Raw genomic sequence first — 12,614 nt, forward strand, 5'->3', positions numbered from 1 at the left:
TATGACCGCTTACCACGCGAAGAGGCCCGCCACGAGGCGGGCCTTGCTGATTTAGACGGATTGTGACCGCGCGCATCCGCTTAGCTGACCGTTTTGTGCTCCGGCATCTTGGAGGCACGGTCCAGCAGATCACGACCCAGATCCTCCAGCACGGCCCGTGAGGCCAGATAGAGGCTGTGGCCACGCTCCGTCTCGAATGCCAGCGCAACCACGTCCGGTCGGTTGGGATCGGCGATCAGCTGATAGGACCGAAGCGGATAGGCTTCGATCTCGATCTCTTCATCGTCGCTCATCGGCTCAGCCCTCTGCCTGTGTGCGCTTCACGTCGGGCGGTGTCGCCTCATCGACCAGTGCGGCAAGGGCTTCCTCGAGCGAACTCACCTTCTGGCCATCGCTGCCGAGACGGCGCACCGAGACCTGGCCGGTTTCGGCTTCCTTCTTGCCGACGACGAGCAGGGCAGGGATCTTGGCCAGCGAGTGTTCGCGGACCTTGTAGTTGATCTTTTCGTTGCGCAGATCGATCTCGACGCGGAGGCCGGCCTTGCGCGCGGCCGCGGCGACGACCTTGGCGTATTCATCGCCTTCCGAGGTGATCGTGGTGACCACCACCTGCACCGGCGACAGCCAGAGCGGGAAGTTGCCGGCGAAGTGCTCGATCAGGATACCGATGAAGCGCTCCATCGAACCGCAGATCGCGCGATGCACCATGACCGGCGCCTTCTTCGATCCGTCGGCGTCGATATAGAATGCACCGAAGCGTTCCGGCAGATTGAAATCGACCTGCGTGGTGCCGCACTGCCAGTCGCGGCCGATGGCATCGCGCAGCACATATTCGAACTTCGGTCCGTAGAATGCGCCTTCGCCCGGCGAGATCTCGGTCTTGATGCGACCGCCGGACTGGCTCTCGATCACGGACAGCACGGTGGCCATCACGCGCTCGGCGTGATCCCACATTTCGTCGGTGCCGACACGCTTCTCCGGCCGCGTCGATAGCTTGACCACGATGTCGCCGAAATCGAAGTCGGAATAGGTCGACAGGATCAGGTCGTTGATCTTGAGACACTCGTCGGCAAGCTGCTGCTCCGTGCAGAACACATGCGCGTCGTCCTGGGTGAAGCCGCGCACGCGCATCAAACCGTGCATGGCGCCCGACGGCTCATAGCGATGCACGACGCCAAATTCGGCGAGGCGCAGCGGCAGGTCGCGATAGCTCTTCAACCCATGCTTGAAGATCTGCACATGGCCGGGGCAGTTCATTGGCTTCAGCGCGAACCAGCGCTTGTCCTCGGCTTCGTCGCCGGCCGACTGCGCCGCGAACATGTTCTCGCGATACCATTCCCAGTGGCCCGAGGTCTCCCACAACACTTTGTCGAGGATCTGCGGCGCATTGACTTCGCTGTAGTCGCCATTGAGGCGACGGCGCATATAGGCGATCAGCGCTTGGAAGATGGTCCAGCCCTTGGGATGCCAGAACACGACGCCCGGGCCTTCTTCCTGGAAGTGGAAGAGATCGAGCTCGCGGCCGAGCTTGCGATGGTCGCGTTTTTCCGCTTCCTCGATCTGCTTGAGGTAAGCGTCGAGGTCTTCCTGCTTGGCGAAGGCCGTGCCGTAGATGCGCGTGAGCATCGGATTGTTGCTGTCGCCACGCCAATACGCGCCGGCCACCTTCATCAGCTTGAAGGCGTTGCCGACCTTGCCGACCGACGTCATATGCGGGCCGCGGCAGAGGTCGAACCAGTCGCCCTGGTAGTAGATCTTGATCGGCTCGTTGCCGGGAATGGCGTCGACCAGCTCGACCTTGAAGGCTTCGCCCTTGTCGCGGAACACCTGCTTGGTCTTCTCGCGATCCCAGACGTCCTTGGTGAACGGTTTGTCGCGCGCGATGATCTCGCGCATCTTCTTCTCGATCGCGCCGAAATCTTCGGGTGTGAACGGCTCGTTGCGGAAGAAATCGTAATAGAAGCCGTTCTCGATCACCGGACCGATGGTCACCTGGGTGCCCGGCCACAGCGCCTGCACCGCTTCGGCGAGCACATGTGCGGCGTCGTGCCGGATCAGCTCCAGCGCACGGGGATCGTCGCGATTGATGAAATCGATCTTGGCGTCGGCGTCGATCGGATCGGAAAGATCCGAGACGGTACCGTCCAGCGCCATCGCGACGGTGCGCTTGGCCAGCGACGGCGAGATGCCCTTGGCGATCTCGAAACCGGTCGTGCCCTTCGCGAATTCGCGCTTGGCGCCGTCCGGGAAAGTAACGGTGATGTGGTTGGTTTCGGCGGGGGTAAGGTTGGCGAGGCCGAACTTGAATCCCGAGCCTTCATTCTCAGTCATGTCTTCTCTCCTGTGGCTCACTCCTGCACACGGGCGCAGGTAAGCGGACGAGCGGTATAGCAGCCGATTCGGGCGTTGCAACACCAGTCTGGCTGACCTTATTTGCACGCTTGGCGGGCAGGTTTGACTTGCATGCAGTTGCATCCATAAGATGCGACATCTTGACAGTCGCTCGCCCCTACGCCCCCACCGCACTCATGATCGGCAATTTCGTCACCGGCATTGGCCTGATAGGGCCGACGGCGATGCTTGGCGAGTTGTCGGCGGGACTGGGCGTCACCATCCGCGAGGCGGGGCTTTTGATCACCTTCGGCGCAGTGATGCTGTGCATCTGCTCGCCCCTGATGTCGTGGCTGACCAGCCGGATCGAGCGGCGGCATCTGTTGCTGTGTATCATCGCGGTGGTCGCGGCGGGCAATCTCGCATCGGCCTTCGCGCCGAATTTTGCCGTGCTGGTGGCGATCCGCCTGGTGATGTGCGTCGCTGCCGCGCCCTACACACCGCAGGCCGCGGGCGCGGTCGGGATGCTGGTGCCTCCGGACAAGCGTGGCAGCAGCGTTGCCTATGTGTTTCTCGGCTGGACGCTGGCAGCTGCGGTCGGTCTGCCGCTGGTGACCTTCATTGCCAGCCGCTATGGCTGGCGCGAAGTTTACGCATCCGTCGGTGTGATGAGCTGCTTGAGCTTCATGCTGCTGGCGTGGCGATTGCCGCGCGGGCTGTTTGGCGCGCCTGTCGATCTCGGCACCTGGTCTTCGCTGGTCCGCAATCGTCTGGTCGTGCTGCTGCTGATCATCACGACGCTACAGCTTTCCGGGCAGTTTGCGATTTTCACATTCATGGCGCCGCTCCTCGAGCGGCTCGCCGGGGCAGGGCACGATGCGGCAGCGTCCGTCTTCGCGATCTATGGCGTCTGCGGCTTTCTCGGCATCATGACCGCGACGCGGATCGTCGATGGCTGGGGCGCGCTCAATACGTCCATCCTGTCCACGTCGCTGGCGCTTGCGGGAATAACCGTATGGAGTTTCGGTGCGGGCCTGCTGCCGGTGATGGCGCTCGGCGTCGCGATCTGGGGACTCGGCTTCGGTGCCATCACCTCAATGCAGCAGGTGCGGCTGATCGGAGCTGCGCCATCGGCTGGAGCAGCATCGGTGTCGCTCAACACGTCGATGCTCTATGTCGGTCAGGCGATCGGATCCGGCATCGGTGGCGCGCTGTTCGCTGGCGGATACTTCCAGACTTCGGGGTTTGTCGCGATGGGTTTCCTGACGACGGCACTGGTGGCCATCGTGTTCAGCCGTAAAATGTCGGGACGTGTCGCTTAGTCGCAGATGCGGGTCAGTTGCGCCTTGAACGGCACGCCGGGCAATTGCAGCGCACTGCCTTCGAAATCGAGCAGGTCGCCATTGACGCGGCCGGTCAATGCCAGTGTGACACCTTCAAAGCCGAAGACCGACTTGAAGCTCTGGTCCGGGTTGTAGCGTTTCGACGACACCCTGACGGAGATGGTCTCGCCTCTGTTTTGATAGTTGCCCATAAAGGCGAAAGCGGAGTTTCCACCGCGCAGCTTTCCGCCGATTGCATAGACGACGCCGGTCCCGGTGCCATGAATAGTATGAAAATGTACTTCGTATAGGCCGTCTTCCACCTGAGTGCCCCGGGCAATGATGTTAAGTGAAGATGAATTTGGCGAGATGAAGTGGCGGCACCCTATGGTATCAAATGTTATTCAACAATCCCGCCAGCAGACATTTTGTAAAAATAGCTTTGATAATTCGAGGTTCGGTGTGCCGCGACATATCCGCCAACTGTTCTCCGCATGCATTGCTACATTAACAGTCAGTGTGCTGATGAGCGGCTGTGCATGGCTGCCGCCGCAAGCCTGTCTGCCGCCGTCGCGCATCATGGTGTCTGCGGAGATGATCTTCGGCCGCAACATTGGCGATCGGCTTGCTATCAGCGAATCTGCATTTGATAATTTCGTTGCAAGGGAAATCACGCCCCGCTTTCCCGATGGTCTCACCGTCATCGATGGAGACGGGCAGTGGCGCGACGGCGTGCGTAATGTTGATGTCCGCGAAAGGGCAAAGGTCGTTCTGATCACTTTCGCCGACGACGCTCAGAAGCGTGCCGATCTCGTTGCCATCGCGGAAAGCTATAAGCGGCAGTTCAGTCAGCAGTCCGTGCTCACGAAGGTCGGCAATGCCTGCGTAAGCTTCTAGTTTGCGCTGTCATTGACGCCGCGCCAGCGCGCGTAGCGCCACGGTGTGTACCAATGGGCATCGGGCGACAGCTTGGCCGGCACGTTATCGATTCCCGAAGTGCCCCATGGCTGGCAGCGGAGCAGCCGGGCCAGTGTCATCCAGCCGCCGGCCCACAATCCGTAACGCTCGATCGCTTCGTCGCCATAGACGGAGCAAGTTGGCAGGTGACGGCAATTGTATCCGACGAGCGGGGACAGCGTGTGGCGGTATATCCAGATCATGCCGCGACCGGCATTGCGCGGCAGCCGTTGAATAGTACCGGCGCAGTTCGGGCACATGGATGAATGTTTCATGGTCGGATTGCTATCAGATCAGCCGGGTTTTGCCCGGTTCCTTTGCATGGAACCCATCTACTTATGCATTGGAGACACACCTGCCAATTTATCGCATGCAGTGCAGCAAAAGTAACTGGACGCTGCGGCGAAGCCCGTTAGGTTTTCACGTAACGCCCGTGTGACAGAATCATGAGCGTTGTTTGGGGCCGTTGCCATTGCTCATGAGAGTGCGGGGAAGGATCCGACTTGGGACGTATGAGGTCGCTTCGATCAGGTAGTTCGGCGCTGTTTCGCGCCGCGGCCTTTTGCATCGTTCTTCCCGGACTCGCGGCCAGCCTGCTGGCTTCGGTCGCGTCCTCTGCCCAAGCTGCGGCGGTTCTCGAAGAACGCAAACTCCCGATGCGCTTCACCTGGGTTGCCTGCGAGCCGAATTGCCGTGGCTGGATCGGTGCGGTGGGGATTGTCACCGGCGACACCGTCAGGGATTTCGACGAGTTTTCCAAGGGCCGCGATCTGACTGACGCGACAGTGGTGCTGGATTCCAGCGGCGGCTCGGTCAATGACGCCATCACCATGGGCCGGCGCTGGCGCAAGCTTGGTCTGCGCACCACAGTCGGTATCACGGTCGACCTGCAATCATCCTCGGGCGTCATGAAGCCGGCGGTCGTGCCGCAGGCCTATTGCGAATCCATGTGCGTGTTCCTGCTACTGGCGGGCAAGACCCGCTATGTGGCCGAGGAATCTCTTGTACGCGTCCATCAGATCTGGATGGGCGACCGCGCCGACGATCCGAAGGCTGCGAGCTATACGGCAAACGATCTGATGATCGTCGAGCGGGATATCGGCCGTCTCGCCAAATACACCTTCGACATGGGAGGCACCGGTGATCTCTTGTCATTGTCGCTCAGCGTGCCGCCGTGGGACGATCTGCATCGGCTTACGGAAGCCGAGTTGAAGCTGACCAATCTCGTCACCAGCCATAGTGTCGGTGACGTGTTGCCCGAGCCTCGCGAGCAGGAGGCGCCGGTCGCGTCACTGGTGCCGAAGTCGGTACAGGATCGTTTCGTGAGCGGGCCGGAGAATGAAAAGACCCCGGTCGCTTCGGCGCCGGTCGTGTCTTCGACGAAGTCGACCAAGACGGCCGAGGCCTCGGTGCCGACTGGCGGCGTCGCATCGGCACCGTCAGGGAAATAGCCGCGCTGGCGTTACGCCGGCGTCGGCTGGCTGGCTCCGGTATTTGACTTGGCTTCAATCTGCCCGATGGCGTCCACGACCGCATCGAATGTGAGAAGCGTCGAGGCGTGGCGCGCCTTGTAGTCGCGGACCGGTTCGAGCAGGGCGATATCTGCCCACTTTCCGTCCGATGGCGGTGCGCCGTTTTCCTTCAGCATCTTGCGCACAGTCTCGCGCAGCGCACGCAATTCTTCGGCAGTCGAGCCAACCACATGACGCGCCATGATCGACGACGAGGCCTGGCCAAGCGCGCAGGCCTTCACGTCATGGGCGAAGTCGGTGACCACATCGGCATCCATCATGAGGTCGATCTTGACGGTCGATCCGCAAAGCTTGGAGTGGGCGGTGGCAGACGCATCGGGGGCAGGGAGGCGGCCCAGCCGGGGAATGTTACCGGCGAGCTCGATGATGCGCTTGTTATAGATGTCGTTCAGCATCTGGTTCGGACCTTAACTGTGCCATCGGTCACCGGGATCACGTTCTTGGCGCGCGAGGAACTGGACTCTATATAGCGTCCATTCCACGAAATAAAAGATCAGCAGTTTCAATGGTCTGTGAGCAGTTATGTTTTTGGCGACGCACGGATTTTGCACGTCATGTAGGGACACTCTAGCGACCGCCCAACATCTTCAGAATGAAGGCACGCCGATCGGATCACATGCGATCCGTGATCGGGGAACAGACCCAAAGGCTCGATGCCTTCGATCAGCCGGCGCTCATCCTTGAGACAGATAGAGAATCTCGGATTCCTCCGCGCCGCTTAATCGCTTCCGCGGCTGACGTCTCGTCGAGCCTGCGCGCGCTTGTTCGCCTGCGACACCCTCCCAATCCGTGAAGGAGGAATCTTGATATTCCGGCGCCGGCTCGGGATGGAGCGCATTCCTTCACCAGGGCGAAGATCATTCTGCGGTCGAGAGAATTGCTGGGCCCGTCGTAGGACCAGTGCGCGCCTGGCGGCCTCTCCGAGGTCCTTTTTCGCTTCGAAGTTCTGCAGGCGCTTTAGCTCCTTGCTAACGCGTTTTATAGCGGCAACGAAGACTTGCTTGCGCTGAGTTGCATGCTCGGCTGTGCCGGAAAAGCTGCTGCCCCGCGGGTCGGCTTTTCCTCTTGCTTCGCGCTGTCGGTGCCGCGCTAGGGTGTGCTCCTTGCCATGAAAATCCCGTAGCCTCGAACGAAGGCTCTCCAGCTTGTCGCGCGTTAATTCGCCGATGGCGGGATGATGAGTAGCAAGAACGATTTCTTGCTCGTCGTGTTTCAGAATGCTGATTTCATACCTGCAGGATGCCGCCATCGCCTTTTCCTCCAACCAATGCCTGGGTTACCGATCGTTCGCGCTGTTTCTCGCAGCTCCCTCAGAACCAGCGTCCTCCATAAGAGTCGCGCGGGGGCTGTTTGGCGCGATGCGCGCTGCCGAGATTGTTCCTCCGTGCCGTTCTGAAGTATCGGGTCATCACCCTAGGCTCACATGGGAACTGCCCCCATTGCCGTTGAATGGCGTACTGGGAATAATAGGAAAAAGACCAACGATTTAAATGTGATGAGTGGGTAGCCTGATGGCTGGCAACAGTCGTAATGGTTCACTATATAGGGCGGAGCCCGGCCAACAGAGCGCCGGGCGTTCTCCAGATCGCCGGAATTTGAGAATTCAGTTCGGCGGGCTCGGTGTTATTGTCGCAAGACGATGTTTTATTGACGGACTCAGGCGTCCGGCGGCTTGGCCGCCCCGTCTGCCCGGTGACACTCCGGCCTCCCGTGGGGCCGGTCGAACGGAGTAAAGATGGACGCAGTGATCAAGCCGCTTCGCGGCAAATCCCCCGATGGCAAATCTTCTGAAATCAGATCTGCCGAGAGCAAAGTGCAGGAATTCCGGCCGGCGGAGCTCGATCCCGCCGAGTTTCTGGCTGCGGCGGTAAATCCCGACCAACCACGCCCCTCGCGCGCCGAGGCGGAGCAGGCCGTGCAGACTTTGCTCGCCTATATCGGCGAGGATCCGCAGCGCGAAGGCCTCATGGATACCCCGCGGCGCGTGGTCGAGGCCTATGACGAGCTGTTCCAAGGCTATCATCAGTGCCCGGCCGAGGTCCTGAACCGGACCTTCGGCGAGACCGCGGGCTATGACGATTTCGTGCTGATCCGCGACATGGCCTTCGTCTCCCATTGCGAGCATCACATGATGCCGTTCTACGGCAAGGCGCATATTGCCTATACGCCGGTGGAGCGCGTTGTGGGTCTCTCCAAGCTGGCGCGTCTCGTGGATATCTTCGGCCATCGGCTGCAGACTCAGGAGCATCTGACCGCGCAGCTTGCCGCCGCGGTCGATGAAGTGCTGAAGCCGCGCGGCGTTGCGGTGATGGTTGAAGCCGAGCACACCTGTATGTCGGCCCGCGGCATCCGCAAGGAAGGCTCGCGTACCTTCACCACGCGTTTCACCGGCAACTTCCGCGACAATCCTGCCGAGCAGGCGCGGTTCATATCGATGATCCAGTCCATGTCGCGCTAAACCCACGTCGCGCAGATCGCGCGGCGATCGTGATTTGCTGCTAGAGTATCGGGCGCATCAGGCGCCCGATTTTCGTTTGACGACCACAGCGAGAGATTTTCCGTGTCCAATACATCGCACGCGCACAGCCATGATCTCGAAGAAGGTCTCGCGCTCACGCCGAAATTTGATGCCGCCGGTCTCGTCACCGTCGTGACGACGGACGTGGCGAATGGCGACGTGCTGATGGTGGCGCATATGAATGAAGAAGCGCTGCGCAACACCATCGAAACCGGCGATGCCTGGTACTACAGCCGTTCGCGCAAGGCGCTATGGCGCAAGGGCGAGAGCTCGGGCAAGACCCAGCGCGTGGTCGAGATGCGGATGGATTGCGACCAGGATGCGATCTGGATCAAGGTCGAGCAGATCGGCGGAGCCGCCTGCCACACCGGCCGTCGCTCGTGCTTCTACCGCGCGATCACCAAGGGCGAGGCTGGAGCAGCGAAGGTGTCGTTCATCGATGCGGACAAGGTGTTCGATCCGGCGTCGGTCTACGGAAGCTGAACTGGCGCTGATCTCCGGTCACGCCAGTCGGCTGGCGAAATCCTGCCGGGATTTGGCGGCGCTGATGCCGGTTGGATCGGCGATCATGTCCATGTAATCGACGGCCGCCGACCGCAGTTTTCCGTCCTTCATGGTCATGACGCCAGAAAGGGTCTGGATGTTCATCGAGCGGATATTGTAGTTCTTCCAGGCTTCCGCCTGTTTCGCTTCGCTATTGGTCGATTTTTTCTGCTCGTTATAGAGATCGAGCGAAGCTTGCGCCGCCTTCAGGGCATTCAGGCCCGAGACTTCCTTCATCTCCTTGGCGAGCGCCGGATCGTCGCTGAACATCTTCTCGATCTTGGCCTTCCAGGGGCCTTCGGCGGTCACGCTGCCGAATTTGTCGACCTTCATATGCGTCGCATATTCCGGCGGGATGTTCATTTTCTCGAACGCTTTGGAGAGGCGGTCGGCCAGGGCGTCGGTCCGCTTTGTCAGCATTTCGTCGAATGTATCGGTGAGCCCTTCGGTCGCGGCCTGATCGGCCTTGGCCTTTTCGATGACCGCCTTGGCGCGGTCTGACAGCGATACGAAGGCGGCTGCGGCTACCGGCGCAGCTGCAGGTTTGTCGGATGAGGCGGATGGTTTGGCGGAGGCAACGGCGGCGGGGGACGCCTTGTCCCACGGTTGTCCTGACGTCGAACGCGCGTTTGCGCGATTTGCGACCGCAACCATCGTGATCTCCATTCCCGCTGCCGACGGGAGCGAATCTCCGTCAGACACATACGGAAACACCCTCGCGTTAATGCTCTGTAAAATATGCAACCAAAGATGGAGGTGCCGGGCGCCAAAACCCTCTTAGCGTTTCGTTAACCATGAATGTCCCACTGTGTCCGCGGCTTCCGCACGGCTGACAGGGCACGATTCCCGGTGGTCGTTTCGCGGCAGCGGGGCACCACACTATGGCGGTCGACGCGACCAACCTCGCATCAGCACTCTCGTCAACGCGCAGTCAGGTGACCGGCGCGATCAAGAATGCTGCCGGCACCACGGGCACGAGCTTCGAATATCTGCTCGCCACCGCCAAGATGGAATCCAATTTCAATCCCTCAGCCACGGCCTCGACATCCTCGGCCAAGGGCCTGTTCCAGTTCATCGAGCAGACCTGGCTCGGCACCGTGAAGGAAGCCGGGACGCAGCTCGGCTACGGCAAATATGCCGACGCCATCACCAAGTCGCCGTCGGGAAGTTATTCGGTGAGCGATCCGGCTGCGAAGGCCGAGATCCTGAAACTGCGTGACGATCCTGTCGCGAGTTCAGCGATGGCCGGCGTGCTGACGCAGTCCAACGGTTTCAAGCTTACGGGCGAGATCGGCCGTCGTCCGAGCGATGCCGAACTCTATATGGCGCATTTCATGGGCGTAAGCGGCGCCTCCAAGCTGATCAACAATGCGGCGAACAATCCGAGCGCATCGGGCGCTGCACTGTTTCCCAATGCCGCCGCAGCGAACCGGTCAATCTTCTACGATCAGAGCGGCAGCGCGCGCAGCGTGTCGCAGGTCTATTCGGTGCTGTCGGCACGCTATGATAGTGCTGCGAATTCCACGGCGACACGGACGGCGATGGCATCTACTGGCGTGGTGACGGCGCAGGCAGTCTCGCCATTGACGCCGTCCAGCAATGCGACTTTCCTGTCGCGCTTCCCGGATCTGAGCACGGCGCAGGTCGCAAGCTTTGCATCCGATCAGTCATCGACAGCCGTGCAGGAACAGCCGATTTTCCGGTCGCTGTTCCAGGGTGGCGATCGTGCACAACCTGTGTCGCCGGCCGTTCAGGAATTGTGGGGCAACCGCACGTCACTGACGTCCACGTCGCTGCCGAAGGCACCTGAAGTCGGCGTGCCAAAACCCCTCGATCTGTTCAGCGATCGCGCCGGAACTTTTAGTAGTTAGGTAGTGCGCTAACGCAGTTCGGATACGGCTTGGCACAGTCTGGATTTTATCCCACAGGCCTGAACTACACTTTCAAATACACTACTATCTTCCGACGACCGTATGTCGGATTGCGCCGCGTTTTATCCGCGTGGCAGACGTCTGGGGCAGGCCGCACATTTCCCCGCATGTCCGATCCCTTAATAAAACCTCAACAAACCCATAAGCTTATGGTGAACCGTTTGTTAAGTGGGATGGTTTATTTTCTCTGACAGTGGCATCGCGTTTCGGTGTTGATCTTGTTGCGTAGGCTGGCAGAACCATGATTGTTCGGCAGTTCATTAGTTGGGTACGGACCGCTCCAGCCAGCGAGCGGGCAGAGGCAACGCGCTCTTTGGCGCGGGCCTGGATTTTTTCTGATCTTTCAGACGACGACCGTGCCGCCGCCGAAGGCGCGCTGCTGATGCTGCTCGATGATGCATCGCCGCTGGTGCGCCAGGCCATGGCGCAGGTGTTCGCCCGCGCGCCGTTGGCGCCCCCGGCCATCGTGCAGGCACTGTCGGTGGATCAGCCATGCGTGTCGCTTCCGGTGCTCGAACATTCGCCGCTGCTGATCGATGCCGATCTGGTCGATATCGTCGCCACCGGCAACAGCGAACTGCAATGCGCCGTCGCGCGCCGCATCAATCTGCCGATCTCGATCTGCGCCGCCATTGCCGAAGTCGGTTCTGCCGCTGCAGCGCTCGAACTGATCGAAAATCCATATGCCGAACTGGCGCAATTCTCCTGGGACCGTATCGTCGAACGTCACGGCCATCTCGCCGCCATCCGCGAAGCGATGCTGGCCCTCGACAACCTGCCAGCCACGACGCGCCTCGCGCTGGTGGCCAAGCTCTCGGAAACACTGACCCGCTTCGTCGTTGCACGGAACTGGCTGTCGCCGGATCGTGCCGAGCGCATTGCCGACGAGGCGATGGCGCGCTCCACGGTCAACATTGCCTCGCGTTCGCGCGGCGACGAGATGCGCGAACTCGTGCATCACTTGCGCGAAGCCGGGCAACTGACTGTCGGACTGATCCTCCGCGCCCTGCTGTCGGGCAATCTCGACCTGTTCGATCAGGCGCTGGTGGAGCTGTCCGGCCTGTCGCAGAGCCGCGTGGCCGCGCTGGTCTATGACGGCGTCGGTGCCGGGCTGAATGCGCTGCTGATGCGTGCGGGCTTTCCGGAGTCGACTTTTCCTGCCTTCCGCGCTGCGCTCGCTGCGCGCGATGAAATTGGTTTCATCGGCTCCGTCGGTGGCGCCGTGCGTCTGCGCCGTCGCATGGTCGAGCGAGTGCTGACTGTTTGCGAAACCGACGAGGCGGCGTCCGAGCCGCTGTTGATCCTGCTGCGGCGTTTCGCGACGGAGTCGGCTCGCGAGGAAGCGCGTGTGTTCTGCGACGAGTTGGCCGAGCAGGCGAGTGCGCGTGACGAGTATCAGCTGATCGCGGCGTAGCTACACGGTTAACTCCGTCATGCCCGGGCTTGTCCCGGGCATCCACGCCTTGGCTATGAGCGAAGA

At 60.9% G+C, this 12,614-nt stretch carries 14 protein-coding genes; 7 read left to right on the plus strand and 7 right to left on the minus strand.

Going from position 1 to position 12,614, the window contains the following annotated elements:
• Positions 1 to 80: 80 nt before the first annotated feature.
• Both AB8A33_RS08885 and thrS read right to left on the minus strand, forming a co-directional pair.
• On the minus strand, positions 81 to 293 hold the full coding sequence (locus tag AB8A33_RS08885) for a hypothetical protein (RefSeq protein WP_068731927.1): 213 nt from the start codon (positions 291 to 293) through the stop codon (positions 81 to 83).
• 4 nt (positions 294 to 297) lie between these two features.
• The gene (thrS, locus tag AB8A33_RS08890) at positions 298 to 2,331 is read right to left on the minus strand and encodes a threonine--tRNA ligase (protein WP_439092410.1); all 2,034 of its coding nucleotides are present in this window, start codon (positions 2,329 to 2,331) and stop codon (positions 298 to 300) included.
• A gap of 197 nt (positions 2,332 to 2,528) precedes the next feature.
• Between thrS and AB8A33_RS08895 the strand changes: the two genes are divergently transcribed.
• Entirely contained in the window at positions 2,529 to 3,653 is a 1,125-nt protein-coding gene (locus AB8A33_RS08895) for an MFS transporter (RefSeq protein ID WP_439095891.1), read from the plus strand.
• On the opposite strand, the gene AB8A33_RS08900 is transcribed toward AB8A33_RS08895, so the two are convergent.
• The gene (locus AB8A33_RS08900) at positions 3,650 to 3,976 is read right to left on the minus strand and encodes a hypothetical protein (RefSeq protein ID WP_439092411.1); all 327 of its coding nucleotides are present in this window, start codon (positions 3,974 to 3,976) and stop codon (positions 3,650 to 3,652) included. The two genes, AB8A33_RS08895 and AB8A33_RS08900, sit on opposite strands and share 4 nt — an antisense overlap.
• A 16-nt stretch (positions 3,977 to 3,992) precedes the next feature.
• Here AB8A33_RS08900 and AB8A33_RS08905 point away from each other — a divergent pair, with 16 nt between their 5' ends.
• Positions 3,993 to 4,550: a DUF3574 domain-containing protein gene (locus tag AB8A33_RS08905; RefSeq protein ID WP_439092412.1), complete on the plus strand. Its 558-nt coding sequence runs from the start codon at positions 3,993 to 3,995 to the stop codon at positions 4,548 to 4,550.
• On the opposite strand, the gene yidD is transcribed toward AB8A33_RS08905, so the two are convergent.
• Entirely contained in the window at positions 4,547 to 4,885 is a 339-nt protein-coding gene (gene yidD, locus AB8A33_RS08910) for a membrane protein insertion efficiency factor YidD (RefSeq protein ID WP_439092413.1), read from the minus strand. The genes AB8A33_RS08905 and yidD overlap by 4 nt on opposite strands.
• A gap of 237 nt (positions 4,886 to 5,122) precedes the next feature.
• On the opposite strand from yidD, the gene AB8A33_RS08915 reads away from it, so the two are divergent.
• Positions 5,123 to 6,061 carry a hypothetical protein gene (locus AB8A33_RS08915; RefSeq protein ID WP_439095892.1) on the plus strand — a complete coding sequence of 313 codons (939 nt, stop codon included), beginning with the start codon at positions 5,123 to 5,125 and terminating at the stop codon, positions 6,059 to 6,061.
• 11 nt (positions 6,062 to 6,072) lie between these two features.
• Here the strand turns inward: AB8A33_RS08915 and AB8A33_RS08920 are convergent, their stop codons facing one another.
• Together AB8A33_RS08920 and AB8A33_RS08925 are read right to left on the minus strand one after the other, a co-directional pair.
• On the minus strand, positions 6,073 to 6,537 hold the full coding sequence (locus AB8A33_RS08920) for an iron-sulfur cluster assembly scaffold protein (protein WP_120286909.1): 465 nt from the start codon (positions 6,535 to 6,537) through the stop codon (positions 6,073 to 6,075).
• Positions 6,538 to 6,860: 323 nt separating this feature from the next.
• The gene (locus tag AB8A33_RS08925; protein ID WP_439092414.1) at positions 6,861 to 7,391 is read right to left on the minus strand and encodes a hypothetical protein; all 531 of its coding nucleotides are present in this window, start codon (positions 7,389 to 7,391) and stop codon (positions 6,861 to 6,863) included.
• A gap of 486 nt (positions 7,392 to 7,877) precedes the next feature.
• On the opposite strand from AB8A33_RS08925, the gene folE reads away from it, so the two are divergent.
• On the plus strand, positions 7,878 to 8,600 hold the full coding sequence (folE, locus tag AB8A33_RS08930; protein WP_439092415.1) for a GTP cyclohydrolase I FolE: 723 nt from the start codon (positions 7,878 to 7,880) through the stop codon (positions 8,598 to 8,600).
• A gap of 102 nt (positions 8,601 to 8,702) precedes the next feature.
• Complete coding sequence (gene hisI, locus AB8A33_RS08935) at positions 8,703 to 9,143, plus strand: phosphoribosyl-AMP cyclohydrolase (protein WP_439092416.1); 441 nt, start codon at positions 8,703 to 8,705, stop codon at positions 9,141 to 9,143.
• A gap of 18 nt (positions 9,144 to 9,161) precedes the next feature.
• Here the strand turns inward: hisI and AB8A33_RS08940 are convergent, their stop codons facing one another.
• Positions 9,162 to 9,857 (minus strand): hypothetical protein, encoded by a 696-nt coding sequence (locus tag AB8A33_RS08940; RefSeq protein WP_439092417.1) that lies wholly within the window; start codon positions 9,855 to 9,857, stop codon positions 9,162 to 9,164.
• Between the two features lie 227 nt (positions 9,858 to 10,084).
• On the opposite strand from AB8A33_RS08940, the gene AB8A33_RS08945 reads away from it, so the two are divergent.
• The gene (locus AB8A33_RS08945) at positions 10,085 to 11,074 is read left to right on the plus strand and encodes a transglycosylase SLT domain-containing protein (RefSeq protein ID WP_439092418.1); all 990 of its coding nucleotides are present in this window, start codon (positions 10,085 to 10,087) and stop codon (positions 11,072 to 11,074) included.
• A gap of 301 nt (positions 11,075 to 11,375) precedes the next feature.
• Positions 11,376 to 12,548 carry a DUF2336 domain-containing protein gene (locus AB8A33_RS08950; RefSeq protein WP_439092419.1) on the plus strand — a complete coding sequence of 391 codons (1,173 nt, stop codon included), beginning with the start codon at positions 11,376 to 11,378 and terminating at the stop codon, positions 12,546 to 12,548.
• Positions 12,549 to 12,614: the final 66 nt, after the last annotated feature.

The sequence above is a fragment of the Tardiphaga sp. 813_E8_N1_3 genome, from assembly GCF_051811025.1.
Taxonomy (GTDB): domain Bacteria; phylum Pseudomonadota; class Alphaproteobacteria; order Rhizobiales; family Xanthobacteraceae; genus Tardiphaga.